Source organism: Bradyrhizobium sp. Leaf396 (genome assembly GCF_001424605.1).
GTDB lineage: Bacteria > Pseudomonadota > Alphaproteobacteria > Rhizobiales > Xanthobacteraceae > Bradyrhizobium > Bradyrhizobium japonicum_C.
This window is the reverse complement of the sequence record NZ_LMQJ01000006.1, coordinates 18,951-45,494: the sequence shown is the minus strand read 5'-3', so window position 1 is coordinate 45,494 and position 26,544 is coordinate 18,951. Positions and strand designations below refer to the sequence as shown.

31 protein-coding genes and 1 tRNA gene are annotated in these 26,544 nt (G+C 64.9%); 24 read left to right on the top strand and 8 right to left on the bottom strand.

Translation table 11 applies throughout. The features are described from left to right. Position 1 precedes the first annotated feature (1 nt). From ASG57_RS07950 to ASG57_RS07920, 7 genes are read left to right on the top strand one after another with little or no spacing between them, the layout of a single operon-like run. Positions 2 to 1,105 carry a carbon-phosphorus lyase complex subunit gene (locus ASG57_RS07950; protein WP_024339078.1) on the top strand — a complete coding sequence of 368 codons (1,104 nt, stop codon included), beginning with the start codon at positions 2 to 4 and terminating at the stop codon, positions 1,103 to 1,105. Further along, positions 1,102 to 1,986 carry an alpha-D-ribose 1-methylphosphonate 5-phosphate C-P-lyase PhnJ gene (locus ASG57_RS07945; protein WP_024339077.1) on the top strand — a complete coding sequence of 295 codons (885 nt, stop codon included), beginning with the start codon at positions 1,102 to 1,104 and terminating at the stop codon, positions 1,984 to 1,986. Before ASG57_RS07950 ends, ASG57_RS07945 begins: the two co-directional genes overlap by 4 nt. Continuing rightward, positions 1,979 to 2,776 (top strand): phosphonate C-P lyase system protein PhnK, encoded by a 798-nt coding sequence (gene phnK / locus ASG57_RS07940; protein ID WP_024339076.1) that lies wholly within the window; start codon positions 1,979 to 1,981, stop codon positions 2,774 to 2,776. Before ASG57_RS07945 ends, phnK begins: the two co-directional genes overlap by 8 nt. A gap of 8 nt (positions 2,777 to 2,784) precedes the next feature. Then, entirely contained in the window at positions 2,785 to 3,483 is a 699-nt protein-coding gene (phnL, locus tag ASG57_RS07935) for a phosphonate C-P lyase system protein PhnL (RefSeq protein ID WP_024339075.1), read from the top strand. Positions 3,484 to 3,493: 10 nt separating this feature from the next. Then, the gene (locus ASG57_RS07930) at positions 3,494 to 4,651 is read left to right on the top strand and encodes an alpha-D-ribose 1-methylphosphonate 5-triphosphate diphosphatase (protein WP_057196003.1); all 1,158 of its coding nucleotides are present in this window, start codon (positions 3,494 to 3,496) and stop codon (positions 4,649 to 4,651) included. Further along, entirely contained in the window at positions 4,648 to 5,244 is a 597-nt protein-coding gene (gene phnN, locus ASG57_RS07925) for a phosphonate metabolism protein/1,5-bisphosphokinase (PRPP-forming) PhnN (RefSeq protein WP_057196002.1), read from the top strand. The genes ASG57_RS07930 and phnN overlap by 4 nt, the downstream gene beginning before the upstream one ends. A 27-nt stretch (positions 5,245 to 5,271) precedes the next feature. Next, on the top strand, positions 5,272 to 5,883 hold the full coding sequence (locus ASG57_RS07920; protein WP_057196001.1) for a pyridoxamine 5'-phosphate oxidase family protein: 612 nt from the start codon (positions 5,272 to 5,274) through the stop codon (positions 5,881 to 5,883). Between the two features lie 56 nt (positions 5,884 to 5,939). On the opposite strand, the gene ASG57_RS07915 is transcribed toward ASG57_RS07920, so the two are convergent. The 5 genes from ASG57_RS07915 to ASG57_RS07895 all read right to left on the bottom strand — a co-directional run bounded on the left by ASG57_RS07915 (position 5,940) and on the right by ASG57_RS07895 (position 10,343). Then, on the bottom strand, positions 5,940 to 6,671 hold the full coding sequence (locus ASG57_RS07915) for an SDR family NAD(P)-dependent oxidoreductase (protein ID WP_057196000.1): 732 nt from the start codon (positions 6,669 to 6,671) through the stop codon (positions 5,940 to 5,942). Between the two features lie 81 nt (positions 6,672 to 6,752). Further along, positions 6,753 to 7,256 (bottom strand): DUF6496 domain-containing protein, encoded by a 504-nt coding sequence (locus ASG57_RS07910; RefSeq protein WP_057195999.1) that lies wholly within the window; start codon positions 7,254 to 7,256, stop codon positions 6,753 to 6,755. A gap of 68 nt (positions 7,257 to 7,324) precedes the next feature. After that, positions 7,325 to 8,107 (bottom strand): alpha/beta fold hydrolase, encoded by a 783-nt coding sequence (locus ASG57_RS07905; protein WP_057195998.1) that lies wholly within the window; start codon positions 8,105 to 8,107, stop codon positions 7,325 to 7,327. A 4-nt stretch (positions 8,108 to 8,111) separates the two neighbouring features. Further along, the gene (locus ASG57_RS07900) at positions 8,112 to 9,407 is read right to left on the bottom strand and encodes an O-acetylhomoserine aminocarboxypropyltransferase (RefSeq protein WP_057195997.1); all 1,296 of its coding nucleotides are present in this window, start codon (positions 9,405 to 9,407) and stop codon (positions 8,112 to 8,114) included. 132 nt (positions 9,408 to 9,539) lie between these two features. Then, on the bottom strand, positions 9,540 to 10,343 hold the full coding sequence (locus tag ASG57_RS07895; protein WP_024339067.1) for an IclR family transcriptional regulator: 804 nt from the start codon (positions 10,341 to 10,343) through the stop codon (positions 9,540 to 9,542). 127 nt (positions 10,344 to 10,470) lie between these two features. Here ASG57_RS07895 and ASG57_RS07890 point away from each other — a divergent pair, with 127 nt between their 5' ends. From ASG57_RS07890 to ASG57_RS07865, 6 genes are read left to right on the top strand one after another with little or no spacing between them, the layout of a single operon-like run. Then, the gene (locus tag ASG57_RS07890; RefSeq protein WP_057196081.1) at positions 10,471 to 11,436 is read left to right on the top strand and encodes a Bug family tripartite tricarboxylate transporter substrate binding protein; all 966 of its coding nucleotides are present in this window, start codon (positions 10,471 to 10,473) and stop codon (positions 11,434 to 11,436) included. Positions 11,437 to 11,439: 3 nt separating this feature from the next. Beyond that, complete coding sequence (locus ASG57_RS07885) at positions 11,440 to 12,057, top strand: flavin reductase family protein (RefSeq protein ID WP_057195996.1); 618 nt, start codon at positions 11,440 to 11,442, stop codon at positions 12,055 to 12,057. 52 nt (positions 12,058 to 12,109) lie between these two features. Next, positions 12,110 to 12,970: a fumarylacetoacetate hydrolase family protein gene (locus ASG57_RS07880; protein WP_024339064.1), complete on the top strand. Its 861-nt coding sequence runs from the start codon at positions 12,110 to 12,112 to the stop codon at positions 12,968 to 12,970. A gap of 3 nt (positions 12,971 to 12,973) precedes the next feature. After that, positions 12,974 to 13,777, top strand: a complete 804-nt coding sequence (gene hpaH, locus ASG57_RS07875) for a 2-oxo-hept-4-ene-1,7-dioate hydratase (protein ID WP_057195995.1) — start codon at positions 12,974 to 12,976, stop codon at positions 13,775 to 13,777. Between the two features lie 24 nt (positions 13,778 to 13,801). Then, a complete protein-coding gene (locus tag ASG57_RS07870) occupies positions 13,802 to 14,197 on the top strand; it encodes a RidA family protein (protein WP_057195994.1) in 396 nt (131 codons plus the stop codon). Between the two features lie 13 nt (positions 14,198 to 14,210). After that, complete coding sequence (locus ASG57_RS07865) at positions 14,211 to 15,086, top strand: amidohydrolase family protein (protein ID WP_057195993.1); 876 nt, start codon at positions 14,211 to 14,213, stop codon at positions 15,084 to 15,086. Between the two features lie 39 nt (positions 15,087 to 15,125). On the opposite strand, the gene ASG57_RS07860 is transcribed toward ASG57_RS07865, so the two are convergent. Next, complete coding sequence (locus tag ASG57_RS07860; RefSeq protein ID WP_024339060.1) at positions 15,126 to 16,130, bottom strand: LLM class flavin-dependent oxidoreductase; 1,005 nt, start codon at positions 16,128 to 16,130, stop codon at positions 15,126 to 15,128. A 252-nt stretch (positions 16,131 to 16,382) separates the two neighbouring features. Between ASG57_RS07860 and ASG57_RS07855 the strand changes: the two genes are divergently transcribed. The 3 genes from ASG57_RS07855 to ASG57_RS07845 are packed head-to-tail and all read left to right on the top strand — an operon-like array spanning position 16,383 to position 18,068. Next, entirely contained in the window at positions 16,383 to 16,886 is a 504-nt protein-coding gene (locus ASG57_RS07855; protein WP_057195992.1) for a peptidase associated/transthyretin-like domain-containing protein, read from the top strand. Between the two features lie 12 nt (positions 16,887 to 16,898). Beyond that, on the top strand, positions 16,899 to 17,537 hold the full coding sequence (locus ASG57_RS07850; protein ID WP_057195991.1) for a ferric reductase-like transmembrane domain-containing protein: 639 nt from the start codon (positions 16,899 to 16,901) through the stop codon (positions 17,535 to 17,537). Positions 17,538 to 17,591: 54 nt separating this feature from the next. Continuing rightward, positions 17,592 to 18,068 carry a cyclic nucleotide-binding domain-containing protein gene (locus tag ASG57_RS07845; protein WP_024339057.1) on the top strand — a complete coding sequence of 159 codons (477 nt, stop codon included), beginning with the start codon at positions 17,592 to 17,594 and terminating at the stop codon, positions 18,066 to 18,068. A 920-nt stretch (positions 18,069 to 18,988) separates the two neighbouring features. Here ASG57_RS07845 and ASG57_RS07840 read toward each other — a convergent pair. Next, a complete protein-coding gene (locus tag ASG57_RS07840; RefSeq protein ID WP_156402611.1) occupies positions 18,989 to 19,339 on the bottom strand; it encodes a RidA family protein in 351 nt (116 codons plus the stop codon). A 64-nt stretch (positions 19,340 to 19,403) separates the two neighbouring features. Further along, positions 19,404 to 19,478, bottom strand: a tRNA-Thr gene (locus tag ASG57_RS07835). A gap of 329 nt (positions 19,479 to 19,807) precedes the next feature. On the opposite strand from ASG57_RS07835, the gene ASG57_RS07830 reads away from it, so the two are divergent. The 8 genes from ASG57_RS07830 to ASG57_RS07795 all read left to right on the top strand — a co-directional run bounded on the left by ASG57_RS07830 (position 19,808) and on the right by ASG57_RS07795 (position 26,439). Next, on the top strand, positions 19,808 to 19,990 hold the full coding sequence (locus ASG57_RS07830; protein ID WP_057196079.1) for a hypothetical protein: 183 nt from the start codon (positions 19,808 to 19,810) through the stop codon (positions 19,988 to 19,990). A gap of 34 nt (positions 19,991 to 20,024) precedes the next feature. Continuing rightward, a complete protein-coding gene (locus tag ASG57_RS07825) occupies positions 20,025 to 21,740 on the top strand; it encodes an FAD-dependent oxidoreductase (RefSeq protein WP_200948536.1) in 1,716 nt (571 codons plus the stop codon). 208 nt (positions 21,741 to 21,948) lie between these two features. Continuing rightward, entirely contained in the window at positions 21,949 to 22,257 is a 309-nt protein-coding gene (locus ASG57_RS07820) for an EthD family reductase (protein WP_024339053.1), read from the top strand. 189 nt (positions 22,258 to 22,446) lie between these two features. Continuing rightward, positions 22,447 to 22,956: a hypothetical protein gene (locus ASG57_RS07815; RefSeq protein ID WP_057195990.1), complete on the top strand. Its 510-nt coding sequence runs from the start codon at positions 22,447 to 22,449 to the stop codon at positions 22,954 to 22,956. 130 nt (positions 22,957 to 23,086) lie between these two features. Beyond that, a complete protein-coding gene (locus ASG57_RS07810) occupies positions 23,087 to 23,911 on the top strand; it encodes an alpha/beta fold hydrolase (RefSeq protein WP_057196077.1) in 825 nt (274 codons plus the stop codon). Positions 23,912 to 24,293: 382 nt separating this feature from the next. Continuing rightward, positions 24,294 to 25,232: an SDR family oxidoreductase gene (locus tag ASG57_RS07805; RefSeq protein ID WP_024339050.1), complete on the top strand. Its 939-nt coding sequence runs from the start codon at positions 24,294 to 24,296 to the stop codon at positions 25,230 to 25,232. A gap of 24 nt (positions 25,233 to 25,256) precedes the next feature. Further along, a complete protein-coding gene (locus ASG57_RS07800) occupies positions 25,257 to 25,916 on the top strand; it encodes a Rossmann-fold NAD(P)-binding domain-containing protein (protein WP_024339049.1) in 660 nt (219 codons plus the stop codon). Between the two features lie 79 nt (positions 25,917 to 25,995). Beyond that, entirely contained in the window at positions 25,996 to 26,439 is a 444-nt protein-coding gene (locus tag ASG57_RS07795; protein WP_057195989.1) for a DUF2948 family protein, read from the top strand. Positions 26,440 to 26,544 lie beyond the last annotated feature (105 nt).

The following is a 26,544-nucleotide window of genomic DNA, read 5'->3' as shown; positions in this document are numbered from 1 at the left end:
AATGTATGTCGCAGTCAAGGGCGGCGAACGCGCCATCGAGAACGCCCACCGCCTGCTCGCCCATAAGCGGCGCGGCGACCAGGGCGTTCCGGAGGTCACGCTCGCCCAGATCTCCGAGCAGCTCGGTCTCGCCGTCGACCGCGTCATGAGCGAAGGCTCGCTCTACGACCGCGAGCTTGCGGCGCTCGCGATCAAGCAGGCGCGTGGCGACCTGATCGAAGCGATCTTCCTGGTTCGCGCTTTCCGCGCCACGATGCCGCGCTTCGGCAGCAGCGAGCCGGTGGACACCGGCACCATGCGAGTACGGCGGCGGGTATCGGCCACGTTCAAGGACATTCCCGGCGGGCAGATTCTCGGGCCGACCTTCGACTACACGCATCGCCTGCTCGATCCCTTGCTTGCCGAAGGCCTTGCGCCGGAAGCGCCGGCGACGGCCGACGCGCACACCGCGCCAACGCCGCGCGTGACGGACATTCTCGGGCGCGATGGGCTGATCGAATGTTCGCCGCCGGCCGACGACGGCGCAAGCGTCGGCGATCTTACCCGCGAGCCGCTGAACTTTCCGGCGGATCGTGATTTGCGGCTGCAGAACCTCGCGCGCGGCGACGAGGGTTTCCTCCTTGCGATGGGCTATTCCACCCAGCGCGGCTATGGCCGCAATCACCCCTTCGTCGGCGAGATTCGCTTCGGTGAGGTCGAGGTCGAACTGTTCGCCGAGGACGCCGGCTTTGCGGTGCCGCTGGGCTCGATCGAGCTGACCGAGTGCCAGATGGTCAACCAGTTCAAGGGCTCCGCGACCGAAGCGCCGTGCTTCACCCGCGGCTATGGCCTCGCCTTCGGTCAGAGTGAGCGCAAGACCATGTCGATGGCGCTGGTCGACCGGGCATTGCGTGCCCGTGAGCTCGGCGAAGAGGTGCGTGCACCGGCCCAGGACGAGGAGTTCGTGATGTCGCATTCGGACAACGTCCAGGCGACCGGCTTCGTCGAGCATCTGAAGCTGCCGCATTATGTCGACTTCCAGTCCGAGCTCGGCCTGTTGCGCAAGCTGCGTCAAGAGTTTGCCGATGCCAGCACGCCCGATGCCATGAAGGAGGCCGCGGAATGAACGCGCCCGCCTACAATTTCGCCTATCTCGACGAGCAGACCAAGCGGATGATCCGTCGCGCCATCCTGAAGGCGATCGCGATCCCCGGCTACCAGGTGCCGTTCGCCAGCCGCGAGATGCCGATGCCCTATGGCTGGGGCACCGGCGGCGTACAGGTGACGGCTGCGATCCTCGGGCCCGAGGACGTGCTGAAGGTGATCGATCAGGGCTCCGACGACACCACCAACGCGATCTCGATCCGCAAGTTCTTCGCCAAGACCGCCGGTGTCGCCACGACGACGGCGACGAATGAAGCTACCGTGATCCAGACCCGTCACCGCATTCCGGAAACGGCGCTGCACGAGAACCAGGTGCTGGTCTATCAGGTGCCGATCCCCGAGCCGCTGCGTTTCCTCGAACCGCGCGAGACCGAGACGCGGCGCATGCACGCGCTCGCCGAATACGGCCTGATGCACGTGAAGCTCTACGAGGACATCGCCCGCTTCGGTCACATCGCGACGGCCTACGCCTATCCCGTGAAGGTCAACGCCCGTTATGTGATGGATCCGTCGCCGACCCCTAAATTCGACAATCCCAAGATGGACAATTGCCCGGCGCTGCAATTGTTCGGCGCCGGCCGCGAGAAGCGGATTTACGCGATCCCGCCTTACACCCAGGTGGTCTCGCTCGATTTCGAGGATCATCCGTTCGAGCCGTACCGTTTCAACGCGCCCTGTGCGTTGTGTGGCGCAGAGAACTCCTACCTCGACGAGATCGTCACCGACGACAAGGGAGGACGGATGTTCGTCTGCTCGGACACAGACTATTGCGAAGGCCGTCAGGCCACCGGCCATCACGGCAGCCTCAGCGCCGCGCCGTACAAGGAGAAGGCGCATGGTTGATCAAGCCGCGCTTGAAAGCGACCAGCCGCTGCTGACGGCGAAATCCCTCGGCAAGTCCTTCGGCCGCATCGCCGCCTGCCGCGACGTTTCCTTCGCGCTCTATCCCGGCGAGGTGCTGGCGATTGTCGGCGAGTCAGGGTCGGGTAAGTCGACGCTGTTGCAGATGCTGTCGGGCCAGCTGGCGCCGAGCGCCGGCCATGTGTCCTACCGCATGCGCGACGGCGTCACCCGTGATCTCACGACGCTCGGTGAAGCCGAGCGACGTTTCCTGTTTCGAACCGATTGGGGGTTCGTACACCAGGATCCCGCGCAGGGCCTGCGCATGGCGGTCTCGGCCGGTGCCAATGTCGGCGAGCGTCTGATGGCGGTGGGCTGGAATCACTACGGCCGCATCCGCGACACGGCGTCCGATTGGCTTAGCCGGGTCGAGATCGACGTCGCGCGCATCGACGATGCTCCGCGCACCTATTCCGGCGGCATGCGCCAGCGTCTTCAGATCGCCCGCAACCTCGTCACCGAGCCGCGGCTGGTATTCATGGACGAGCCGACCGGCGGCCTCGACGTCTCCGTGCAGGCGCGGCTGCTCGATCTTGTGCGCAGCCTGGTCGCCGAGCTGCATCTGGCCGTCATCATCGTCACGCATGATCTTGCCGTGGCTCGCCTTTTGTCGCACCGGGTGATGGTGATGAAAGGCGGGCGCGTCATCGAGACCGGCCTCACGGACCAGGTGCTCGACGATCCCCGAGAGCCCTATACGCAGCTCCTTGTCTCCTCCATTCTGCCACCATGAGTGCTTCGATGACCGCGATGATCGACGTTGCCAATGCCCAGAAGACCTTTACGATGCACTTGCAGGGCGGCATCGAGCTGCCCGTCGTGCGCGGCGTGACCTTCCACGTCAATCCTGGCGAATGCGTCGTCCTCTCCGGGCCGTCAGGCGCCGGCAAATCGTCCATCCTGAAGATGATCTTCGGCAATTACCGCTGCGATAGCGGCCGCATCGGCATCCGCCATCGCGGCGTGGTCATCGACCTTGCCACTGCCGAGCCGCGGCAGATCCTCAATGTGCGGCGTGCCACGATCGGCTATGTCAGCCAGTTCCTGCGGGCGGTGCCGCGCGTTGCCACCATCGACGTCGTCGCCGAGCCGCTGATCGCCGGCGGCATGACACGCGCCGAAGCGCAGCAGCGTGCCGGCGCGCTTCTGCAGCGTCTCAACATCCCCGAGCGGCTCTGGCAGCTGCCGCCCGCCACCTTCTCCGGCGGCGAGCAGCAGCGCGTGAACATCGCGCGCGGTTTCATCTCGGATCTGCCGATCCTGCTGCTGGACGAGCCGACCGCCTCGCTCGATGCAGCCAATCGCGCCGTGGTGGTCGAGTTGGTCGCCGCGAAAAAACGCCAAGGTGTCGCCATGGTCGCCATTGTCCATGACGACGAAATCCGTCATCTGATCGCCGACCGCATCGTCGACGTCACCAGCTTTGCCGCCGCGGCCTGAGGAAATGGAAATGAATGCCAAGCCGAAAGAAGCCGTGATCGGCAATGCCAGGATCGTGCTGGGCGACGGGGTGATCGAGCAGGGGTGGCTTGCTCTTGCCGACGGACGCATCGCCGAAATCGGTGAGGGCAGGGCTCCCGTCGGTGCGGAGGATGCCGGCGGCGATCTGATCATGCCGGGCCTGGTCGAGCTCCACACCGACCATCTCGAAGCGCATTACGTACCGCGGCCGAAAGTGTTCTGGAACCCGGTTGCGGCCGTGGTCTCGTATGACGGCCAGCTCGCGACGTCGGGCATCACAACGGTTTTCGATTCGCTACGGGTCTGGCGCGAGGACGGCGCCGAGGAGGTCGATGGCCGCGCCGGCGTGCTCGCTGCCGCGATCACCACGGCGCGCGAGGCCAGCCTGCTGCGCGCGGACCATTTCCTGCATCTGCGCTGCGAGATCCCGATGCCGAGCGTGGTCGAGGAAGCCAAGGAGCTGATCGACCGCCCCGACGTCAAGCTGATGTCGCTGATGGATCACACGCCGGGACAGCGTCAGTTCCGGGACGAGGTCAAGCTGCGTGACTATTATCGCGGGAAGGGGGGCGGCAAGACCGACGCCGAGCTCGACGAGCTGTTCGCAAAGCGCTTCGAGTACCAGAAGCAATATGCGGCGGCCAACATGCGCCAGATCGTGGCGCTGGCGCACAAGTACAACATTCCGCTGGCAAGCCACGACGACACTACCGAGGAGAACGTCGCCGACGCCGTGCGCGATCGTGTCTCGGTTGCGGAGTTTCCGACGACGCTCGAAGCCGCGCGCGGCCTGCATCAGGCCGGCATCGACATCCTCATGGGTGCCCCCAATGTCGTGCGCGGCGGCTCGCACTCCGGCAACATCGCCGCGGTCGATCTCGCGCGCGAGGGTCTGCTCGACATTCTCTCCTCAGACTACATCCCGTCGAGCCTCCTGATGGCCGCGCTGCAATTGCCGGAGCATGTACCGGCGATCAGCCTTCCCGCGGCGGTGCGCACCGTGACGAAGGCGCCTGCCGAGGCGGTCGGCCTCACCGACCGCGGCGAAGTCGCGATCGGCAAGCGCGCGGACCTGATCCGCGTGCATGTCGCGGGTCACATTCCCGTGGTGCGCAGCGTCTGGCGCGAAGGAAGTCGCGTTGCATGAGCGAGATGGTCGCAACCGCACGGGACGAGGCGGGCGCGATCGGCCCCGGCCGGCTCGTGCTGGTGGTCGGCCCCAGCGGCGCCGGCAAGGATACGTTGCTGCGGCTGGCACAAGCAGCCTGCATCGATGACCCCGATATCGTCTTCCCGCGCCGCGTCGTGACACGAGAGTCCTCCGATGCGGAGGACAATATCGCCGTGAGCCCCGACGAGTTTCGTCGCGCGCGCGAACAGGGCGATTTCGCAGTGTACTGGGACGCCCATGGGCATTCCTACGCGCTGCCGCTCGATATCAACGACGATATCCGCGCGGGGCGCACTGTTGTCGTCAACGTCTCGCGCACCGTGATCGCCGCCTTGCGCCGGGCCTATGTCAATGTCGTCGTGGTCGCGATTACGGCGCCGCCGGACGTGCTGGTGCAGCGGCTTGCCGCCCGTGCCCGGCAAAGCGACGGCAACATCGTCGAGAGGCTGTCGCGCAGTGTCGGCGACGTGCCGGCGCAGGCCGATGTCACCATCCTCAATTCGGGGAGCGCGGACTATCACAGCCGCCAGCTGGTGCGCGCGATCAGGAATGAATGCTGGCAAGAGTAGCCGCCGGTACGACAAGGAGAGAGCGGAATGACGGTGATCGAGACGGTCGAACAGCTGGAAGAGATCTACGGCCCCACCAATGATGCCTCGACCGTGAAAGTCGCCGACCATGTCACTCCGCTCTATCGCATCTTTATCGAGAAGGCGCCGTTCGCCGCGCTCGCGACGATTGGACCCGAAGGTATCGACTGCTCGCCGCGCGGCGATCTTCCCGGCTTCGTCCGCATCCATGATCCCAGGACGCTGATGCTGCCGGACCGTCGCGGCAACAACCGGGTCGATTCCCTGCGCAATATCGTGCGCGACCCGCGCGTGTCGCTGATGTTCCTGATTCCGGGCTCCGGCAATGCGGTCCGTGCCAACGGCCGCGCTTATCTTTCGATCGACCCGGAACTCCTGGCCTCGTTCAAGGTGGAGGGCAAGGCGCCGCGCAGCGTCATGGTGATGAACGTGGAAGAAATCTACTTCCAGTGCGCCCGAGCCATCGTCCGTTCCGACCTCTGGAATCCCGACAAGCGGGTCGATCCGAAGATGTTGCCGACGCCCGGACAGATCCTCGCCGAGATGAGCGAGAACAAGGTCGGCGGGGCGGAGTACGACCGCATCTGGCCGGAACGCGCAGCGGCGACGATGTGGTGAGCCCGCTCGCGCCTTTCCCTCTCCCCGGAGGCGGGGAGCGGTGAGGAGCGCGCGCCCTAATTGAACGCCATCCCGCCGCTCAGCGCGACCGTCTGCCCGGTCATGTAGGCGTTGTCGACCAGCAGCATTACGGCTTTCGCTACCTCCTCGGGCGTCCCGAAGCGGCCGAGCGGGATGCGGCTGACGAGCTGTGGTTGATCGCGCATCATGTCGGTCTCGATCAGTGACGGCGCGACCGCATTGACGGTGATGCTCTCCTTCACGAGGCGGGCCGCATAGCCTCGCGTGAGGCCCTCCATGCCGGCCTTGGATGCGTTGTAGTGGGGCCCGATCGAGCCGGCGCCGCGCGCCGCGCCCGAGGAGATGTTGACGATCCGGCCCCATTTTCGGGCCCGCATCGATGGCAGCACCGCCTGCGTGCAGAGGAAAGCGGATTTCAGGTTGACCAGGATCGTTCGGTCGAAATCCTCCTCCGTGAGATCGTCGATGCCGCGCGGGATGGCGATACCGGCGTTGTTGATGAGGATGTCAATGGGCCCGAGTTCGGCTGTGACGTCCTCCACCATGGCAGCCACTTGCTCGCGCTGCGACACGTCGGCAGTGACGACAATGGCTCGGCCGCGCTGCTTGCCGATCTCGCGGGCCAACTGCCCGGCCTCCTCTATCCGCTCGCGGCAATTGATCGCCACGGCCGCGCCGGCTTCCGCAAACGCGCGACAGACGGCGGCGCCGATCCCGCGTGAACCGCCGGTAACCAGCGCCGTGCGCCCCTTGAGTGTCCCTGACATGAATGCTCCGCTTGATCAGACGAGGCGGGGATCGTCAGGCGGCCGCCGCGCGCATTCAATTCACAAGCTCGCTACACGAGATCAGCCTCTGCGCCTCGCTCTGGTGCGCGCCGCCTTCTTCGCGGCCGCGGAGCGGGACCTGGCTCCCTTGGTGCGGCTCGCCTTTCGGGCTGCGGCCGAACGCGATGCGGCGGTTCGCCGGCTCGCCGCACGCTTGCCTTGCTTCGACAGCGCGCTGCGCGATGCAGTCGAACGTGGCTCTTTCTTCAGAACGTTCGCGACAGCGCGCGATACTTTCGGCCGGCGCTTCGGCGTACGTTTGCCCTGGCCGACCTCGTACGCGTATTTGGCACTGCGGCGCGTTGACTTCTTGGTCCGCCCTTTTCGCGGTGGCGGTAGGTCGACGCCGGCGCGGCGCGCCTCGGAGAGGCCGATGGCAATGGCTTGCTTGGTCGACCGCGCACCATGCTTGCCCTTCCGGATCCTGTCGATCTGGTCCTTGACGAATTCGCCGGCCTGCGTGCTCGCCGATTTGCCAACTCGTTTGTCCCGCCTGGCTTTGCGAACAACTTCCTGTCTTGGCATGGGTCGAACTCCCCTTCCTAGTTCGAGGAATATCTGACCGCAACGCGCAAGACAGAAGATCGATCCGTCTAGCTCCTCAGCGCCGCCAGCAACTCATCCGGACGCTCGGCCATGATCATGTGACCGGCGCCCGGCACGATGACTGTTTTCGCATGCGGGATCGCAGCCGCGAGCGCCTTGCCGGCCTTGGCGGGCGTCATCATGTCCCGCTCGCCGAGGATCAGCGTCGTCGGCACCTTCACGCTCGCGGCGGCTTGAAGTGCGTTCGTATAGGAATTGCACGCGGACAGATCCCTGAACAGCACGCCCGGCTCGCAAGCCTTCAGCACCGCCTGCGCGCTGCCATGCATCCACAGGCCCGGCGCAAGGCTGCCGCCGAGTTCGGCCCTGAAGCCGAGGCCCCAGATCGAGACCATGTCGTTTGCATCCTGTGAGTTGGCTTCGGCTTCCTTGAGCAGATCCGGGCCGACTGTCATGGTCGCGGCGGTGCCGATCAGGCTCAGGGCGGAAACCTTTTCCGGGTGGCGCGCCGCCGTCTCCAGCGAGATCAGCGAGCCCATGGAATGGCCTATCAAATGCGCCTTCGAAGCGCCCGCCGCATCGAGCAGCGCCGCGGTCCAGTCGGCCATCTCGGCGATGCTGCCGAGCGATGGCCCCGCCGAGCGGCCGTGGCCCGGCAGGTCGGGCGCCAGCACGCCAAAGCCGTGATGGGCGAACCAGCGCGTATGCAGCGCCCACGTCGAACGATCGAAGCCGGCGCCGTGGATGAAAACGACCGCAGGCAGCGACTTGTCGAAGTCGCGGCCGCCGGTTGCCGCGAACACTTCAGTGCCGTTGACGGAGAGCTTCATGACGTCAGACCTTTTGCGAGATGCGCAGTGCCTGCGCGAGATCGTCAATGATGTCGCTTGCCGTCTCGATGCCGACCGACAGCCGCACCAGCTCCTCGCCGATGCCGGCGGCCTTGAGCTGCTCGGCGTCCATTTGCTGATGCGTGGTCGATGCGGGGTGGATCACCAGCGTCTTGGCGTCGCCGACATTGGCGAGATGGCTGACCATGCGCAAGCTCTCGATGAACTTGCGGCCCGCCGGCCGGCCGCCCTTAATGCCGAAGGAGATGATTGAGCCGGCGCCGCGCGGCAGGAGTTGTTTCGCGAGTTGGTAGTCCGTGTGCGTCTCCAGCGAGGGATGCAGCACCCAGTCGACCGCCTTATTGGATTTCAGCGCTTCCAGTACGAGATGCGTGTTCTGCATGTGGCGGTCCATGCGTACGGGAAGCGTTTCGATGCCCTGCAACAGCTGGAACGCGTTCGTCGGCGAGAGGCAGGCGCCGAAATCGCGCAGACCCTCGGTGCGCGCGCGCATGATGAAGGCTGCGGTGCCGAACTGCTCGTCGAAGACTATACCGTGGTAGCCGCCATAGGGCTCCGTCAGCACGCCGAACTTGCCTGATGCGCGCCAGTCGAAGCGGCCGCCATCGACGATCGCGCCGCCGATCGCGATGCCGTGGCCGCCGATCCACTTGGTCGCCGAATGCATGACGATGTCGGCCCCTAGCTCGATCGGCCGGCTGAGATAGGGTGTGGCAAAAGTGTTGTCGATCAGCAGCGGGATCTTGGCCTCATGCGCGATCGCCGCGACCTTCGGGATATCGAGCACTTCCAGGCCGGGATTGCCGATCGTCTCGCCGATCACGAGCTTGGTGTTCGGCTTGATCGCCGCGCGGAATGCATCGAGGTCGCGCGGTTTGACGAACGTCGTGGTGATGCCGAAACGCGGCAGCGTATGCGCGAGCAGGTTGATGGTGCCGCCATAGAGCGAACTCGACGCCACGATGTGGTCGCCGGCATTGAGCAGCGTCGCGATGGCCAGATGCAGCGCGGCCATGCCGCTCGCGGTGCAGATCGCGCCGACGCCGCCCTCAAGCGCCGCGATTCGCTCCTCGAGGACGCCCGTAGTCGGATTGGAGATGCGTGTGTAGATGTGCCCGGCGCGCTCCAGGTTGAACAGCGCGGCCGCGTGATCGGAATCCTGGAACACGTAGGACGTGGTCTGGTAGATCGGCACTGCGCGGGCGCCGGTGACGGGATCCGGATGCTGCCCGGCATGCAGGCTCAGGGTCTCGAAGGCAGGCGGCTTTGGCGCGGGCATGCGTGGCCTCGTTGGTCGGTCGGCGATGGGGCGTTGTGCCACAAAACGGAGCGCCGCGTCAGCCCATTGATGGAGAGGGTGCGCTCCCTCTCCCGGCAAACCGGGCGAGATGAAGCGAACACCGTCTGCGCCTTAACCTCCGATTGCCTGTTCGATGATCCGCGCCTCCCGCAATAGAACCTCCGCGACCTCCTGTTCGCGTCTTGGCCCGAGCCGTGTTCGCACTGCGGAAACGGTCATGGCCGCGGCGGGGCGGCCGTCGGGGGTCTTGATCCAGGTTGAAATCGACTTCGTGCCCTGCACCAGCCCGATCTCTCGCCTGCCGTATCCCAGCCGTCGTGCGGCGGTCACCTCGCCGAGGACCGTCGCGATGTCGGTTTTGTACGCTTCGAACCTCTTCTCGTTGGCCGCGACGATCCTTCGCGCGTCCTGCGCCGGCATCGCGGCGAGAATGGCGACGCCGGCGCTGGAGACGCCGAGCGGCCTGCGGGCACCGACCTCGATGGACAGCACCTGTATCGGATAGATTCCGATCCGGCGATCCACGCACAGCGTATCGTTGCCGGTCCGCACGGTCAGGAACAGCGTGTCGCCGATCTCGCTGGACGCGCGTTGCAGCGAGGGGTTTGCGGCGATCAGCAATCGCGACGGCCGCGGCCGTGCCAGCGCCAGTTCAGGCACCTGGTTGCCGATCGCGTAGTGGCCGCTCCGCTCGTTTCGCTCGACGATGCCCTCCTCGATCAGCACGTGCACGATGCGATGCACGGTGGGGCGGGTGAGGCCGGTGGCCTGCACCACCTCGGCCAATGGCACACCGGCCTCACGGCCTGCGGCAAGAATGCGCAGCACCGCGAGGGCGCGCCGGATTGCCTGTGCGCCCGAGCGCGGTTCCGATGCACTGTTGCGTGCTGGCCTTCTGGGATTTGCCTTGTCCATAATATGGACAAGAACGCCACAATTCACTCGACAGGACAAGCGCGCATCTGGAGATTGCGCGGCGATCGGGCGCCATGCGCAATGTCAGGCGCTCGAGATGAACTGGAAGCGCCGCCGGGAGGTTAACATGAGATTAATCTGGATTGCCATAGCTGCCGTCACTGCGATGCTGGCGGGACCTGCGTCAGGCCAGGAATGGCCGGCGCGCAACGTCAAGCTGATCGTGCCCTATCCCGCCGGCGGCAACGTCGACAGCGCCGCGCGGATCGTCGCCGATAAGCTCCAGGAAAAGCTCGGCCAGCCCTTTGTCATCGAGAACAAGGCCGGAGCCGGCGGCATGATCGCGGGCGAGGCTTTCGCCAAGTCCGCGCCTGACGGCTACACGCTGTTCGTCGGCGCTAACGGACCCGTGCTGTTTGCGACCGAGATCAACAAGCGCGACGCCTACAACTGGAAGAAGGACTTCCTCCCGATCTCCACGATCTCGATGACGCCGCTGGTGCTCGAGGTTCATCCGTCGGTACAGGCAACGACGCTCAAGGAGTTTCTCGATCTCGCCAAGCGCGAGCCCGGCAAGCTGACCATGGCCTCGCCCGGCCCCGGCACCACCAACCATCTGCTCAGCGAGCTGATGCAGTCGAATCTCGGCCTGCAATGGGTCACTGCGCACTATCGCGGCAATGCGCCGGCGATCAATGATCTGCTCGGTGGTCAGGTCCAGTTCGCGTTCGACCAGCTCACGGTCAGCCTGCAGCATATCAAGGCCGGCCTGTTCCGTGCGCTCGCCGTCACCAGCCCGCACCGCCTGAAGTCCCTGCCTGATGTGCCGACCTTCGCCGAGCTCGGCTACAAGGAATTCGACGGACAGACCTTTACCGGCCTGTTCGCGCCCGCGGGCACGCCGGCTCCCATCGTCGACAAGCTGCACGAGACGCTGGTCGCGATCCTCAAGGACCCCGCCGTGATCGACAAGTTCGAGAAGCTCGGTGGCGAAGCCACGCCGATGACGCCAGCCGAATTCAAGGCCTATCTCGAACGCGAGGACGCCAAGTGGATTCCCGTGGTGCGCAAGGCCAATATCAGGGCGGACTGATCGATGCGGATCGATCCCACCGAGCTCGGCGCGGAGCGCATCTACCGGCTGATGACCGGCATCGTGGTGCCGCGCCCGATCGCGTGGGTGACGAGCCTGTCCAGCAAGGGCGTGCTCAATCTCGCGCCCTTCAGCGCCTTCACCTTCGTTTCGCAGAAGCCGCCGATGCTCGCGATCAGCGTCGGCCGCAAGGGCGCCAACTACAAGGACACCGGGCACAACATCCTCGACACCGAGGAGTATGTCATCCACATCGCCGACACGCCTCTGATGAATGCGGTGCACGATAGCTCGGTCGAGCACCCGCCTGAAATCAGCGAGGTCGAGCATCTCGGGCTCGAAACGCTGCCCTGCGATCTCGTCAAGGTGCGCCGGCTTGCCGCCGCACCGATCGCGATGGAATGCCGCTTCCGGCAGTGCCTCGAATTCGGCGAGGCCAAGAGCCGGCTCATCGTCGGTGAGGTCGTGATGTTCCATTTGCGCGACGGCCTCGTGAACGACGGCAAGGTCGAGACCAAGGCGCTCGATCCGATCGCACGCATCGGCGGCCCGCGCTACGCGCGGCTCGGCGAGATCGTGACGCTCAACACCGTCTTCCAGACTCCCAAATCGAAAGACTGAATGCGCGGGTCTGTCTTGGGCCCCGCTGCCTCACGATCATTGGAGGAATACAATGCGACTCCTGAGCTATCTCCTGGACGGAGAGCCGCGCTATGGCGCGGCCGTCGAAGGCGGCGTGGTCGATCTGACCAAACGCATCGGCCGTGACTTTTGCGACCTGAAGGCGCTGATCGCGGCGAATGCGCTTGGCGATGCGCAGGAAGCGGTCGCCGGACAGAAGCCCGATTACGCGCTGGACAAGCTCGTCCTGCTGCCGCCGGTACTGGCGCCGGAAAAGCTCTGGTGCATCGGCGTCAACTATGCCGAGCGCAATGCGGAATACAAAGACAATTCGGACCTGCCCAAATATCCCAGCCTGTTCGTGCGCAGCATGTCCTCCATGACGGGCTCCGGCCAGCCGTTGGAGAAACCCAAAGTCTCGGATCAGCTCGACTATGAAGGCGAGCTCGTCATCGTGATCGGGCAGGGCGGCCGCCACATCCCGCGAGAGAAAGCATGGTCGCACATTTTCGGCATGACGCTGTGCAACGAGGGCACGATCCGCGACTGGCTGCGCCACGGCAAGTTCAACGTCACGCAGGGCAAGAATTTCGACCGCTCCGGCAGCATCGGTCCCTGGATCGTCACCGCGGACGAGCTCGACCCGCGCGGCCCCCACGACATCGTCACGCGTGTCAACGGCGAGGTACGGCAGCAGGACACGACCGAGCGGCTGATGTTCCCGTTCGATCTCCTGATCTCCTATCTCTCAACATTCGCGACGCTGAAGCCCGGCGACATGATCGTGACGGGTACGCCGACTGGGGCCGGCGCGCGCTTTGATCCGCCGCGCTGGCTCAAGGCTGGCGACGTCGTCGAGGTCGAATCCAGCCGCATCGGCGTGCTGCGCAACACCGTTGCCGCGGAGCAATAGGCCATGCTGGACGCTGCCACGATCGAACGTCTCGCCGCCCGGCTTGACGAGGCCGAACGCACCAAGACGCTGATCCCGATGTTCTCGAAGGAATATCCGGATTTCAGCATCGAGGATGCCTACGCCGTCCAGCGCGCCTGGACCAAGCTGCAGCTCGGCCGCGGCCGGATCATCAAGGGGCACAAGATCGGCCTGACCTCGAAGGCGATGCAGAACGCGGTCGGCATCAGCGAGCCCGATTACGGCGTGCTGTTCGCGGATATGTTCTATGCCGACGCGACGCCTGTTCCGTTCGACCGCTTTCACGCGCCGCGCATCGAGGTCGAGCTCGCCTTCGTGCTGAAGGCACCTCTGCGCGGGCCCGATTGCACCATCTTCGATGTGCTGAACGCCACCGACTACGTCACCCCCGCGCTGGAGATACTGGAGACGCGCATGCACCGCGTCGATCCGGAGACAGGGAAGACCCGCAAGGTCATGGACACGATCTCGGACAACGCGGCCAACGCCGCGCTGGTGCTCGGCGGAAGGCCGATCCGCCCGATGGATGCGGACCTGCGCTGGATCGGGGCGCTGCTGTTCCGCAACGGCGAGGTCGAGGAGACCGGGCTTGCCGCCGGCGTGCTCAATCATCCGGCGAATGGCATCGCCTGGCTCGCTAATCGCCTCGCGCCGCATGACGAGCATCTGGCGGCCGGCGAGGTCGTGCTGGCGGGCTCGTTCATCCGGCCCGTCGACATCCGCCGCGGTGATACCTTCCATGCCGACTACGGCGCCTTCGGCTCGGTGTCGTGCCAGTTCGTCTGACCCAATAACAGGAGGGAGCGTATCATGAGTGCTCACACGCGGCGCAGGAGCATCCACATCGGCGGCTTCAAGCACGTCAACCCCATTCCGAACGCCTGCCGCATCGGCAATCTCGTGATGTCCGGCGTCATTCTTGGCCGCGATCCCGCGACCAACACGATGCCCGAGAGTCTCGACGCGCAATGCGCCAACATGTTCGCGCATATGAAGGCGACGGTTGAGGCCGCCGGCGGCACGACCGACGACATCATCAAGATGACGGTGTGGCTGAAGGACCGCGCCAATCGCGATCCCGTCAATGTCGAGTGGCTCAAGATGTTTCCGGACGAGCATTCCCGGCCCGCGCGCCACGCGCTGCCGATGGACAACATGGATGGCGGCGCGCTGGTGCAGTGCGACTTCACCGCCGTGATCGACTAAAGGAGCTTTGGGCATGCCGACCTATCTGCCGTTCGATCCCAATCCGCGCCGTCCCGGCAAGGCGCCGCCGCCGAAGACCGTCGACAGCCAGTTTCACGTGCTGGGTCCGATCGAGAGATATCCGGAGCGTCCCGGCGCCGCCTATCGAATGCCAACGGCGACCTGGGAGGCGGCGCTGCGCATGCACAAAGCACTCGGCATCGAGCGCGGCATCATCGTGCAGACCACGACCTACGGCGCCGACCACGCCGTCGTGCTCGACGGCCTCGCAGCGATGGGCCCGAACTATCGCGGCTGCGCCAACGCGCTGGTGTTCGCCGAAGCGAGCGATTCCTATCTCGCCAAGCTGGACGATGCCGGCGTGCGCGGCGCGCGCTTCAGCTTCCGCCAGGAGCTCGGCGCCGTACTATCGGATGCCGATTTCGCCCGCGCCATTGCGCGCATCCGCGAGCTCGGCTGGTACGTCAAGATCCAGCCGGAGAAGGACGGCATCATGTCGAGCGTTGCCAAGTACGAGGATCTCGACGTGCCCGTGCTGATCGACCACATGGCGCGCCCGGATCCCGAAGCCGGCAAGAACGATCCGAATTTGCGCAAGATGCTGGAGCTGCTCGGCAAGGGCAATTTCTGGGTGATGCTGTCGCTCGGCGAAAAGACCTCGAAGACCGGTGCACCCTATGACGACGTGATCCCGATCGCGCGCGCCTACATCGAGGCCGCTCCCGACCGCTGCGTCTGGGCCAGCGACTGGCCGCATCCGGTATCGGTCAAGCAGCCGCCGAACGATGCCGACCTGCTCGAGCTGATGTACCGCTACGCGCCGGACCAGGCGGAGCTGGAAAAGATCCTGGTGCACAATCCGGCCAAGTTGTTCGGGTTTGCGGACTAGAAGGTTCTAAGCGCACCTTCATCGCCGCAACAATCGGCCTCACATCGGCTGCTTCGCCAGCCGGTCCCGCACCTCGGCCGCGATCTCGAACGAGCGCAGCCGCGCGGCGTGGTCGTAGATTTGCCCCGTCGTCATCAATTCGTCCGCGCCGGTCTCGGCAATCAGCGCCCTCAGCTTCTCTTCCACGACGGCGGGTGAGCCCACCGCGGAGCACGACAGCGCTTGCGCAACGCCGGCCTTTTCCGCGGGCGACCACAGCGCGTCCATGTCGTCCACCGGGGGCGGCAGCGGCCCCGGCGTGCCGCGGCGCAGGTTGATGAACTGCTGCTGCAGCGATGAGAACATCCGCTGCGCCTCGACCTCGCTGTCGGCCGCGAACACGTTGACGCCGATCATCGCATGGGGCTTGTCGAGCTGCGCCGACGGCTCGAAGCGCGCGCGATATTCGCGCAGCGCCGGCATCATCATCTGCGGGGCGAAATGCGAGGCGAACGCGAAGGGCAGACCCAGCATCGAGGCGAGCTGCGCGCCGAAGGTGCTGGAGCCAAGGATCCACAGCGGCACCTTCGTTCCCATGCCTGGCACCGCGCGGATCGTCTGGTTCGGCTGCACGTCGCCGAGCAGGGCCTGCAATTCCAGCACGTCGTGCGGAAAGTTCTCGGACGTGGTGGCGAGATCGCGCCGCAGCGCCCGGGCCGTGAACTGGTCGGTGCCCGGCGCGCGGCCGAGCCCGAGATCGATCCGCCCGGGATAAAGCGACTCCAGCGTGCCGAACTGCTCGGCGATGACCAGCGGGGAATGGTTCGGCAGCATGATGCCGCCGGAGCCGACCCGGATCGTCTTCGTCCCGCCCGCAACATGGCCGATCACCACAGACGTCGCCGCGCTCGCGATTCCGGTCATGTTGTGGTGCTCGGCGAGCCAGAACCGCTTGTAGCCCCACTTCTCGGCATGCTGCGCGAGATCGAGCGAGTTACGGAACGCCTGGGCGGCATCGCCGCCCTGGCGGATCGGCGCGAGGTCGAGGATGGAGAAGGGGATCATGTGAGGGGACCTGTGAAGGGACGTACTGCGCGCGAGACCTCACATATAGGAGGCCGACGGCGGGAATGCTGCACGAACTCTGCTGCGCGATCCGGATCTTGATGGCGCCGCGTGTCCTCTGAGCTGTTCAAGCAGCCCGCACCCCGGTTCACAACACTGTTATTGCGACCTGTGGCGCCCCTGATCTCGATTGGGCGTTTCTCGCCTGTTGTTGTAACTTGCCGGACAGCAGAGCTGCCAGGAGGAACCGACATGACCACGGTCGCAATCAACCGCCGGAGCCTGCTCGCCGCTGGCGGGTCCGTCCTCGCAACCGGAGTTTTGACTTCGGGCGTTTCCGGGTTGCTGCTGCCGGCACGTGCGGCAGGCCTCGCACCGACCGAAACGATGTCGGGCGGGGCGAACAACTATCGAAAGGGCGCGCCGGTCGTGGAGCGGATTGGCAAGGGCGGCTTCTGGATGAGCGGCACCGTCCGCCGCGCCGGCGACGGCGCGCCGCTCGCCGGGCAGCGCATCCAGATCTGGGCGCACACGGTCGAAGGCCAGGAGCACGAGCCGCAGAGCCACGGGGCCACGCTCACCGACAAGGACGGCAAGTTCCGGCTCGAGATGCCGCAGATCATTCCCGTTTTCGGCCAGCCGCACGGCCATCTCGCCTATGACAGCGGCGAGTTCAAGACCGTGTTCCTGCGGCCGGTGATGCGAAGCGCCAAGGAAACCAGCCTCGAAGCGCACTTCGTGCTTCAGCCGGCCTGACCGGGCCGGCGCATGACGGGGTGGAGATCGGTGCGGGTGGTCCTGATCTGGGCCGCCCTTGCCTTGGCGATTGGCGTGCCGATTGCCGCTGCTGCAGGCAGCGAGCTGCTCGCATGGCGCGGTCCGATCTATATCCTCGCCGGGTTCGCCGGGATCGTTGCGCTTGGGCTTGTGCTTCTTCAGCCGCTGCTGATCGGCGGCTATCTGCCGGGCCTGTCGGCCTATCGCGGGCGGCGCGCGCACCACTGGATCGGCGGCGCGCTGGTGGTGGCGGTCGTTATCCACGTCGCCGGCCTCTGGTTCACCAGCCCGCCCGACATGATCGATGCCCTGACCTACGCATCGCCGACGCCATTCTCGCCTTTCGGCGTGACCGCGATGTGGGCGATCTTCGTCGTCGCGCTGCTGGCTTCCCTGCGCCGGTGGTTGGGATTGCGCCTGCGAACGTGGCGCTTCATTCACATGCCGCTGGCGATCGTCATCGTCACGGGGAGCGTGGTCCATTGCCTCCTCATCGAGGGGACGATGGAGACGATCTCAAAGGCGGCCCTGTGCGTGCTGGTACTCACGGCAACCGCGAAGGTCATGATTGACCTGCAGGTGTGGCGAAAGCGAAGGACGCTGCGCGGGGAGAGTCCAGCGCAGCAGTAGGCTGGTTGCTACGAGCTGCTTGCCGCAGTCGGGGACGGGGCGTAATTTCGCACCATGACGCTCACGGCTCCCGATCTGAAAGCGTTCCTGCTCGCGACGCCGTTCTTCGGCGGCCTGTCGGACGGAAGCCTCGACCTGCTGATATCGATGCTGGCCGAACGCCGGTTCGAGGCCGGCGACACCGTCGTGGCGGAAGGCGAGCCGGGACGATCGATGTTCATCGTCAAATCCGGCCGGCTCGCGGTGAGCAAGAGGACGAGTGCGGGTCGCGTCATCCCGCTGTCCGTTCTGCAGCCTGGTGATTTCTTCGGCGAGATGACGCTGATCGAAATGCAGAACCGCTCCGCCACGGTGGTCGCGGAAGCGCCGACGGTGCTGTACGAGCTGACCGCCAAGAATCTCTACGCCTGCTACAAGACGGACATCCACGCCTATGTGATCGTCCTGCAGAACATCAACCGCGAACTTTGCCGTCGGCTGCGAAGGGCGGACAATCGCCTCACCAGTCGCCAGGCAGGGAACGACAATTGATCATGCGTAGGATGGTCGAAGCCTTGCGAACCCATCATGTCTGGTCATCGCGCAAGGGACTTGTTGGGTTCGCTTCGCGCTCCCTGTCCTGCGAACTGAGATGGCTAGAGCAGCGCCATCGAGTGCAGTGAGTTTCTATGAAAGCCGAAGGCAACGAGGCTGGAGAGAAGCAACACGATTCCAGTAACGATCAGGAAAAACGCAAACACTGTCGGAGCCTCTGGTTCATCATCCGCGGCGAGGACCATAATAGATAAAATTTTACCGACAATCGAAAGGAAGTATTAACCTTACCTGCGGGACCCGATGGCGAATCGTAGGCAAAACGCCCCACCTTCCGCAAAACCTCTTCCTGCACAATATTCGGCTCTGTCGAAATTCTGATTTACAGCATTATTCCGCCTTCCCGGCCCGAGGAGAGCGGCGATCGTACGTCGCAACGAACGTGGACGCGGCTGCGTCTGGCACGGCAAGGTAGGACCAGAGCGGTTGAACTCGTGAGGTCCCTCTCGGTGTGACGAACGGGGCTGCCGCCTACGGCCAAGCCGTGTCGTTCTGGCTGTGGTTGTTACAGCCAAGCCTTCGCGAAGATGCACCGGCCGACCGGACGCGCGGCATCGGTTTTCGCGAGGTGACGGCCAGAAGGAACTCCGGGGAGAGCATGCATAGGCCGTCAACCCATCGCGCAGGGAAGGCCGAGTGTTTTTCCGGTCCACCTGTTTTCCGCCTGCGCATTGCGTGTGCGATTTTCCGCGCGAGCGGACCATCGGTCCCAGCCGGCCCCCGGCCCTGCCTGCGCTCGCTTCAGAAGCGAGGGCGAAAAAGAGCAGCAAGATTCGGGCACTTCGCGCCGCGAAAGCGCTGCTTCATGTGGGAGAGAGGAACGACCGGGCGCTCTCGCCTCGCCGATGTAGCTTGTCTCAGCGACGTGCGGCGATCGCCGTCAGCTCCAGCCTGACGCCGGGGCCGAGATCCGCAACGCCAATGGCGGCACGCGCCGGCAGATGGTCCGCGGTGAAATAGCGCTTCCACACCTGGTTGAACGCCGCCTTGTCGGCGAGATCGGCCATGAAGATGGTCACCTGCAGAACGCCGGAAAGATCGGAGCCGGCTCCCTCGAGTAGGGTCTTCAACTGGCGCAGCACATCGTCGGCTTGGCCCGCCATGTCGAGCCCGGTGTCCTCGGGGACGATGCCGCCGAGATAGAGCACGCCGTTATGCTCGACGATCTCGTGGAGCAGTCCTTCATAGGGCAGGGAGCGTTTGATCACGATGGCATCCGTGGATGTTGCAGGCTCGCTGGCCAGGCAAAGGGGTCGCTTCAATGGGGAGAGATGGTGCTGCCAGACAGGATTGAACTGTCGACCTCTCCATTACCAATGGAGTGCTCTACCACTGAGCTACGGCAGCATGTGCTGGTGAAGAATCGGGCGCCCGAGGGGCCTACCAAGCGGGCCGATATCTGCCACAAGCCCCCCTCCTGCGCAAGCTTGCAAGCTCCATCAAATCGAGAAAATCGGGTCGATATCCGGGCCAAAATGCCCATTTTCGCGCGAAACCATCAGCTTTCCCCCGGTTTCGGGCCGACCTCCCCGGCCAATTGGCCAGTTGCTCCGGACGTCGGACTTGCCTCATTTCGCGTTTCGCACGATCGCATCGCGGCCGCCTCTTGAGCTGCCATAGTTCGGTGGCATCCTGCTCCAGATCCCATGAATGGACCTTTGATGACGGACCAGGTGATGACGGACCAGGACGACAAGAGCGTGGGGCAGGCGAGGGCATCGCGGGACGATCGCCTGAAATCGGCGCTGCGCGAGAACCTGAAGCGGCGGAAGGTGCAGGCACGCGAACGTGCCGCGATGACCGGGGCCTTGGAGAACGACGACGGTTCCCTAGATGAGGGGACCGCCGGCGAGACCTGAAGTTGAACGCCGGCGGCTGAAATCTGGAGTGCATATGGTGGCGATCGGGCAGGACGAACCGCAAAGAACCGAAGGCGACGTGCTGATGTCCCGGTTCACCCGGCCAGAACAGACTTTTCCAAACCTGACACCCGCCGAGATCGAGCGCATCAGGCAGTTCGGCGAAATCCGCACCTATGCGGATGACGCGTTCCTGTTCGAGACCGGCAAGCCCGGCCCCGGGATGTTCGTCGTGCTGAAGGGCCATGTCGCCATCACCCAGCGCGACGGGCTCGGTCATGTCACACCGGTGATCGACCAGGGGCCCGGGCAATTCGTGGCCGAACTCAGCCAGCTCTCAGGCCACCCGGCGCTGGTCGACGGCCGCGCCGAGGGCGAGGTCGAGACTCTGCTGTTGCCGCCGGACCGGCTGCGCGCGCTGCTAGTCGCCGAAGCCGAGCTCGGTGAGCGCATCATGCGCGCGCTGATCCTGCGCCGGGTCAATCTGATCCAGGGCGGCGTCGGCGGTCCTGTGCTGTTCGGCCCGTCGAACTCCGCCGGCGTGGTGCGGTTGCAGGGCTTCCTCACCCGCAACGGTCAGCCGCATCATCTGCTTGATCCCGAGCGCGATCGCGACGCCGCCGAGCTCATTACGCGCTATTCGCCGCAGCCCGAGGACTGGCCGTTGGTCGTCACCGCTGACGGCGCCGTGCTGCGCAACCCCGATGAGACCGAGCTTGCGCGCGCCATCGGCATGATCGGCGGGCCGAAGGGCGACCGCATCTACGACGTTGCCGTCGTCGGCTGCGGACCCGCGGGGCTCGCCACCGCGGTGTATGCCGCGTCCGAAGGGCTGTCGGTCGCCGTGCTCGACACCCGCGCCTTCGGCGGTCAGGCCGGCGCCAGCGCGCGCATCGAGAACTATCTGGGTTTTCCGACCGGCATTTCCGGTCAGGCGCTGACCGCGCGCGCCTTCACCCAGGCGCAGAAGTTCGGCGCCGACATCATGATTCCCGTCACGGTGAAGTCGCTCGACTGCACGCGCAAGGACGGCGCGTTTTCGGTCGCGCTCGAAGGCAGCGACCCCTTGCGCTCGCGTTCGGTCGTCGTTGCGAGCGGCGCGCGCTATCGCCGGCCTGATATCGCGAACCTCGACAAGTTCGAGGAACGCGGCGTCTGGTACTGGGCCTCGCCAGTCGAGGCGCGGCTCTGCGCAGGCGAAGAGGTCGCTCTGGTCGGCGCCGGCAATTCGGCCGGCCAGGCCGCCGTGTTCCTGTCGGGTCATGCCAAACGCGTGCTGATGATCATCCGCGGCGGCGGCCTGGGTGCCAGCATGTCGCGCTATCTCATCGAGCGCATCGAAGCGACCCCGAACATTGAATTGATGTTCAACACCGAGATCACCGCGCTGGAAGGCGACGAGGCTTCGCTGCTGCGTCGGATCCGCTGGAAGAGCCGGTTGTCGGATGACGAAGACTCAGCCGACATCCGCAATCTCTTTCTGTTCGTCGGCGCCGATCCCGCCACCAACTGGCTCGACGGCTGCGGCGTGACGCTCGATCGCGGCGGCTTCGTCGTGACCGGCGCGCAGTCCGAGCAGAACCAGGGCAAGCTGGTGGCGCCGCTGGAAACCTCCGTGCCCGGCGTCTACGCCGTCGGCGACGTCCGCTCCGGCTCGGTCAAGCGCGTCGGTGGGGCCATCGGGGAGGGCGCCCAAGTCGTGGCCTCCCTGCATGGCTATCTCGGCGACGCCGCAAAGCCGGCGCTTTAGGCAAGGACAAGACAAGCAAATGGCAAGTCGAATGAGGCTTGCCATCTCGCCGCATCCTGCCGACTATCCCCTCATCCCGAGGAGCCGCGAAGCGGCGTCTCGAAGGATAAAGGCCCGGGTGCATCTGGGCCGTTCATGGTTCGAGACGGCGCTCACGCGCCTCCTCACCATGAGGATCTACCAGCAAAAAACCCAACGGGAGGACCAAATGGCTGAAGTCGTCGTGCTCTACAAAACACCCAAGGATGCTGCCGCCTTCGACAAGCACTACGCCGAAACGCACATCCCGCTCGCGAAGAAGCTTCCAGGCCTGAAGAAATACGCCGTCAGCAAGGGACCGGTTTCATCTCCCGCAGGTCCCTCCGGAATTCATCTCGTCGCCGTCCTAACGTTCGACAGCGTGGCCGATATCCAGGCGGCATTCGGCAGCCCGGAAGGCAAGGCGACCGGCGCCGACGTGCCGAAATTCGCCAGCGGCGGCGCCGACATCTTGATCTTCGACACCAAGGAAGTGTGAGAGATCGATCCAACTTTCGTCGAAAGCCTGCCGTCGTTTGTGACAGCGGTGCAAAAAAATCAGTCATGCGTTTGTCGTTCGCAGGACGGCGCATGGCTGCGCTCATGCATGTGACGACAACGCATGTAGCAATCCGATGAGGACCGTAATACCATCCTCCGCGTCTCGATGGAGACGAGGAGAAATGTGATGGTCCTTGGGTTGAGCCTGCCTGCTCTTACGCTGATCCATGTCGTCATCAGCCTGATCGCCATCGTTGCCGGCCTGGTCGTGATGTTCGGCCTGCTCGGCTCGAAGCCCATGCCGGGCCTCACTGCGATCTTCCTGCTGTTCACCATCCTCACCAGCGCGACCGGTTTCCTGTTTCCATTCAAGGAGCTGCTGCCCTCGCACATCATCGGCATCATCTCGCTGGTGCTGCTCGCGGTCGCCTGCGTCGCTCTCTACGGCATGAAGCTCAAAGGCGTCTGGCGTCCGGTCTATATCGTGACCGCGATGATCTCGCTCTACTTCAACGTCTTCGTGCTGGTGATCCAATCGTTCCTGAAGGTGCCGGCGCTCGCCGCGCTCGCACCGGCCGTAGCGCCGGCGCCGCCCTCCGGTCCCGTGTTCGCCGTCGTGCAGGGCATCGTGCTGGTGTTCTTCGTCGTGCTCACAATAGGTGCGTGGCGCCGCTTCAGGCCGATGGCGTTTGCCTGATCACACGATTCTCAACGTCCCCTCGTGATGCGGGCCATCGCATTCGGGATCCCGCGCAACTAACTGCGGATCGCCGGCGCGAGCTCGTCCTCGCCTCATGCAACTGATCTTCATCGAAAGAGAGACATCCATGCCCACCATCACCACCAAAGACGGCGTCGAGATCTTCTACAAGGACTGGGGATCGGGCCAGCCGATCGTGTTCAGCCATGGCTGGCCGCTGTCGTCGGACGATTGGGACGCGCAGATGATGTACTTCGTTACGCGCGGCTATCGCGTCATCGCCCATGACCGCCGGGGCCACGGCCGCTCGGCGCAGGTCGCCGACGGTCACGACATGGATCATTATGCCGACGATCTCGCTGCGCTCACTGCACATCTCGATCTCAACAATGCCATCCATGTCGGGCATTCCACCGGCGGCGGCGAAGTCGTGCACTACATCGCCCGCCACGGCGAGAGCCGGGTGGCGAAGGCCGCGATCCTCTCGGCGGTGCCGCCGCTGATGGTGCAGACCGCTGCCAATCCGGGCGGTTTGCCGAAGAGCGTGTTCGACGATTTCCAGGCCCAGCTCGCGGCCGGCCGCTCGGCCTTCTATCGCGACATCGCCGCCGGCCCGTTCTACGGCTACAATCGCCCCGGCGTAAAACCACTCGAAGCGGTGATCCAGAATTGGTGGCGCCAGGGCATGATGGGCAGCGCCAAGGCGCATTACGACGGCATCGTGGCGTTCTCGCAGACTGATTTCACCGAGGACCTCAAGAAGATCAACGTGCCCGTGCTGGTGATGCACGGCGATGACGACCAGATCGTGCCTTACGCCGATTCCGCCCCGCTGTCGGCCAAGCTGCTGAAGAAGGGTATCCTGAAAACCTACAAGGGCTTCCCGCACGGCATGCCGACTACGCACGCCGAAACCATCAACGCCGATCTCCTGGCGTTCTTCAAGGAGTGAGAGAGCTCACTTCAATATTGCCTTGATTGCATCGAAGGTGCGCTAGACGAAAGCTTCCGGCTTCTCTCGCGCACCTTCGCCGCTCCAGCTCTCGCTGCCGACGCGCATCCTCGATGATCGTCGTTTCGAAGTGGCGCTCCAGGAACAGCGCCGGCGCTGTGCGGCTCAGCCGCTCGCAAGTTTTCTGCAATTTCCGCTGGCGCAAGCCGGGATCGTCGTGGGCTTTTGCCCCTGCCGGCAATGGCTTGGCGTGATTCCTGACCGATCTCCCGACGACCTTGGAAGCCTTCAAATCGTTTCCGGCTCTTGCAAATTTGCACTCAGTGCACATTTAGATCCGTCGCGGGCGTTTTCGCCTCGTGAAAGCCGCGGGAGGCATGGCATGATCGACTGGACCACGGCAGGCATCCCCACGCTCGGCGGCATGACCGCCGTCGTGACCGGAGCGACGGGCGGGCTCGGTTACGAGACGGCGATGGCGCTCGCTGGCGCCGGTGCCATCGTCATACTCACCGGACGCAACGACGCAAAGGGCCTGCAGGCGATCGAAGGCATTTGCGAGCGGTTTCCCGACGCGCTGATCGCCTACGAGCATCTCGACCTCGCAAGCCTTGCCTCGATCGCCGATTTTGCCCGGCGCTTTGCTGCCGACAACGAACGGCTCGATCTCCTCGTCAACAATGCCGGCGTGATGGCCGTGCCGAAGCGGCAGCAGACGGAGGATGGATTCGAGATGCAGCTCGGCATCAATTATCTCGGTCATTACGCCCTGACGGCGCGGCTGTTGCCGCAGCTTCGCCGCGCCATTGCGCCCCGCGTCGTCAATCTCTCCAGCCTTGCGCACCGCGCCGGTGCGATCAATTTCGAGGATCTGCAAGGCAAACACTGCTATCGTCCGTGGCGCGCCTACTGCCAGTCCAAGCTGGCGATGCTGATGTTTGCGCTGGAGCTCCAACGTCGCAGCGTCGCCGCCGGCTGGGGTCTGATGAGCCTTGCTGCTCATCCCGGCTACGCGCGGACTGACCTCATTGCGAACGGGCCGGGTGCCAACACGTTCCAAGGGCGGGTCGGCCGGCTGCTGCAGCCTTTGATCAGCCAGTCCGCTGCCGAAGGCGCGCTGCCCACGCTGTTCGCCGCGACCTCCCCTGACGCTGAGCCGGGTGGCTACTACGGTCCAAGCGGGTTTTGCGAATTGAAGGGGATCCCGGGGCCGGCAAGGATCATGCCGCAGGCGGAGGATCTCGCGGTGGCGGCCATGCTGTGGGATGCCTCGGCGACCTTGACCGGTCTATCCTTCGATGAGATCGCGGCGGCCGCGTGAGCGGCGAATCCCTGGGGCATCCCGATGCGAGTCATGATCTTCGGCGCGACCGGCATGGTCGGGCAGGGCGTTTTGCGCGAATGTCTCGTCGATCCGGGCATCGATCATGTGCTCGTGGTCGGCCGCAGCCCGACCGGTGTGCGGAACGCCAAGCTCACGGAGATCATCCACGATGACTTCCTGAATTATTCCGCGATCGAAGGCAGGCTCACCGGCTACGACGCCTGCTTTTTCTGCCTCGGCGTCTCCTCGATCGGCATGAGCGAGGAGCGCTACCGCCACCTTACCTACGACCTCACGCTCGCGGCGGCCACGATGCTGGCACGGCTCAATCCGCGGATGATTTTCACCTATGTCACCGGCGCCGGCACCGATTCCACGGAGCAGGGCTCGCGGATGTGGGCGCGGATCAAGGGCAAGACCGAGAACGACCTTCTCAAACTGCCGTTCAAAGCCGCCTACATGTTTCGCCCCGCAGCGATCCAGCCCCTGCACGGCGCCCGGTCCAAGACCGCCTGGGTGCAGGCCGTCTATGCCGTGAGCGGACCGCTCTGGTCGGTGCTGCGCCGGATATCGCCGCGGCTTGTGACCTCGACCGAGCAGATCGGCCGAGCCATGATCCGCGTGGCCAGAGAGGGGTATCCGCGCAAGGTGCTGGAGGTGGAGGATATCAATAGCCTCTAGGGCGTCGGGCCGCTAGTTTGGACGGAAATTTCGGGGCCTACGCGCGTTGAGCCCCATCCCACAAGGAGAAGCGCCGGCGATGTCGCCCCAGCTCAAACTGATCGCGCTCGATGCCGACGATCTCGCCGTGATCTCGACCCATGTCCAGGATGCCCGCGTCCAGACGTCCGACATCATCTGGCGGCAGAGCGAGAAGCGGCTCGTGGTCGGAATGAGCCGGCTGGACTGGGAGCAGACATTGGAGGGCGAGGCCGAGCCGCGAAGGCTGGTCGCCGCGCTCCGTTTCGACCGTGTGCTCGCCTGCAAGTCGCGCAACATCGATCTCGCCGCGCCGGACAAGGTGCTGGACCTCGTCGGGATCGAATTTCACCCCCAGGACGGGCGTCACGAGGAGCCCAGCGGCAGCGCCCTGCTTTTGTTCGCCGAGGGCGGCGCCATCCGCCTCGACGTCGAATGCCTGGAATGCGAGCTGACCGACCTCGGAGCGGACGCGCTGGGGACGGGACCGGGCATCGAGGAATGAGGCGGTATGCCAGCGCCCGGTAGACCGGTGTCCTTCCGGCGGCCCGCCGGTACGACATCTCGCAAGGGTTGACGGCGGGGGGCCGGCGCGCCATTGAGCAGGGGG

Bases quoted from the DNA above. Each gene is read 5' to 3' on its own strand.
- ASG57_RS07815 (WP_057195990.1), top strand. From the start codon at position 22,447: ATGGTCCTTGGGTTGAGCCTGCCTGCTCTTACGCTGATCCATGTCGTC.
- ASG57_RS07830 (WP_057196079.1), top strand. From the start codon at position 19,808: ATGACGGACCAGGACGACAAGAGCGTGGGGCAGGCGAGGGCATCGCGG.
- ASG57_RS07920 (WP_057196001.1), top strand. From the start codon at position 5,272: ATGACGGTGATCGAGACGGTCGAACAGCTGGAAGAGATCTACGGCCCC.
- ASG57_RS07870 (WP_057195994.1), top strand. From the start codon at position 13,802: ATGAGTGCTCACACGCGGCGCAGGAGCATCCACATCGGCGGCTTCAAG.
- ASG57_RS07945 (WP_024339077.1), top strand. From the start codon at position 1,102: ATGAACGCGCCCGCCTACAATTTCGCCTATCTCGACGAGCAGACCAAG.
- ASG57_RS07825 (WP_200948536.1), top strand. From the start codon at position 20,025: ATGGTGGCGATCGGGCAGGACGAACCGCAAAGAACCGAAGGCGACGTG.
- ASG57_RS07885 (WP_057195996.1), top strand. From the start codon at position 11,440: ATGCGGATCGATCCCACCGAGCTCGGCGCGGAGCGCATCTACCGGCTG.
- ASG57_RS07855 (WP_057195992.1), top strand. From the start codon at position 16,383: ATGACCACGGTCGCAATCAACCGCCGGAGCCTGCTCGCCGCTGGCGGG.
- ASG57_RS07950 (WP_024339078.1), top strand. From the start codon at position 2: ATGTATGTCGCAGTCAAGGGCGGCGAACGCGCCATCGAGAACGCCCAC.
- ASG57_RS07905 (WP_057195998.1), bottom strand. From the start codon at position 8,107: ATGAAGCTCTCCGTCAACGGCACTGAAGTGTTCGCGGCAACCGGCGGC.
- phnL (WP_024339075.1), top strand. From the start codon at position 2,785: ATGACCGCGATGATCGACGTTGCCAATGCCCAGAAGACCTTTACGATG.
- ASG57_RS07810 (WP_057196077.1), top strand. From the start codon at position 23,087: ATGCCCACCATCACCACCAAAGACGGCGTCGAGATCTTCTACAAGGAC.
- hpaH (WP_057195995.1), top strand. From the start codon at position 12,974: ATGCTGGACGCTGCCACGATCGAACGTCTCGCCGCCCGGCTTGACGAG.
- ASG57_RS07910 (WP_057195999.1), bottom strand. From the start codon at position 7,256: ATGCCAAGACAGGAAGTTGTTCGCAAAGCCAGGCGGGACAAACGAGTT.
- phnN (WP_057196002.1), top strand. From the start codon at position 4,648: ATGAGCGAGATGGTCGCAACCGCACGGGACGAGGCGGGCGCGATCGGC.
- ASG57_RS07845 (WP_024339057.1), top strand. From the start codon at position 17,592: ATGACGCTCACGGCTCCCGATCTGAAAGCGTTCCTGCTCGCGACGCCG.
- ASG57_RS07880 (WP_024339064.1), top strand. From the start codon at position 12,110: ATGCGACTCCTGAGCTATCTCCTGGACGGAGAGCCGCGCTATGGCGCG.
- ASG57_RS07860 (WP_024339060.1), bottom strand. From the start codon at position 16,130: ATGATCCCCTTCTCCATCCTCGACCTCGCGCCGATCCGCCAGGGCGGC.
- ASG57_RS07915 (WP_057196000.1), bottom strand. From the start codon at position 6,671: ATGTCAGGGACACTCAAGGGGCGCACGGCGCTGGTTACCGGCGGTTCA.
- ASG57_RS07850 (WP_057195991.1), top strand. From the start codon at position 16,899: ATGACGGGGTGGAGATCGGTGCGGGTGGTCCTGATCTGGGCCGCCCTT.
- ASG57_RS07890 (WP_057196081.1), top strand. From the start codon at position 10,471: ATGAGATTAATCTGGATTGCCATAGCTGCCGTCACTGCGATGCTGGCG.
- ASG57_RS07820 (WP_024339053.1), top strand. From the start codon at position 21,949: ATGGCTGAAGTCGTCGTGCTCTACAAAACACCCAAGGATGCTGCCGCC.
- phnK (WP_024339076.1), top strand. From the start codon at position 1,979: ATGGTTGATCAAGCCGCGCTTGAAAGCGACCAGCCGCTGCTGACGGCG.
- ASG57_RS07930 (WP_057196003.1), top strand. From the start codon at position 3,494: ATGAATGCCAAGCCGAAAGAAGCCGTGATCGGCAATGCCAGGATCGTG.
- ASG57_RS07800 (WP_024339049.1), top strand. From the start codon at position 25,257: ATGCGAGTCATGATCTTCGGCGCGACCGGCATGGTCGGGCAGGGCGTT.
- ASG57_RS07900 (WP_057195997.1), bottom strand. From the start codon at position 9,407: ATGCCCGCGCCAAAGCCGCCTGCCTTCGAGACCCTGAGCCTGCATGCC.
- ASG57_RS07865 (WP_057195993.1), top strand. From the start codon at position 14,211: ATGCCGACCTATCTGCCGTTCGATCCCAATCCGCGCCGTCCCGGCAAG.
- ASG57_RS07805 (WP_024339050.1), top strand. From the start codon at position 24,294: ATGATCGACTGGACCACGGCAGGCATCCCCACGCTCGGCGGCATGACC.
- ASG57_RS07795 (WP_057195989.1), top strand. From the start codon at position 25,996: ATGTCGCCCCAGCTCAAACTGATCGCGCTCGATGCCGACGATCTCGCC.
- ASG57_RS07895 (WP_024339067.1), bottom strand. From the start codon at position 10,343: ATGGACAAGGCAAATCCCAGAAGGCCAGCACGCAACAGTGCATCGGAA.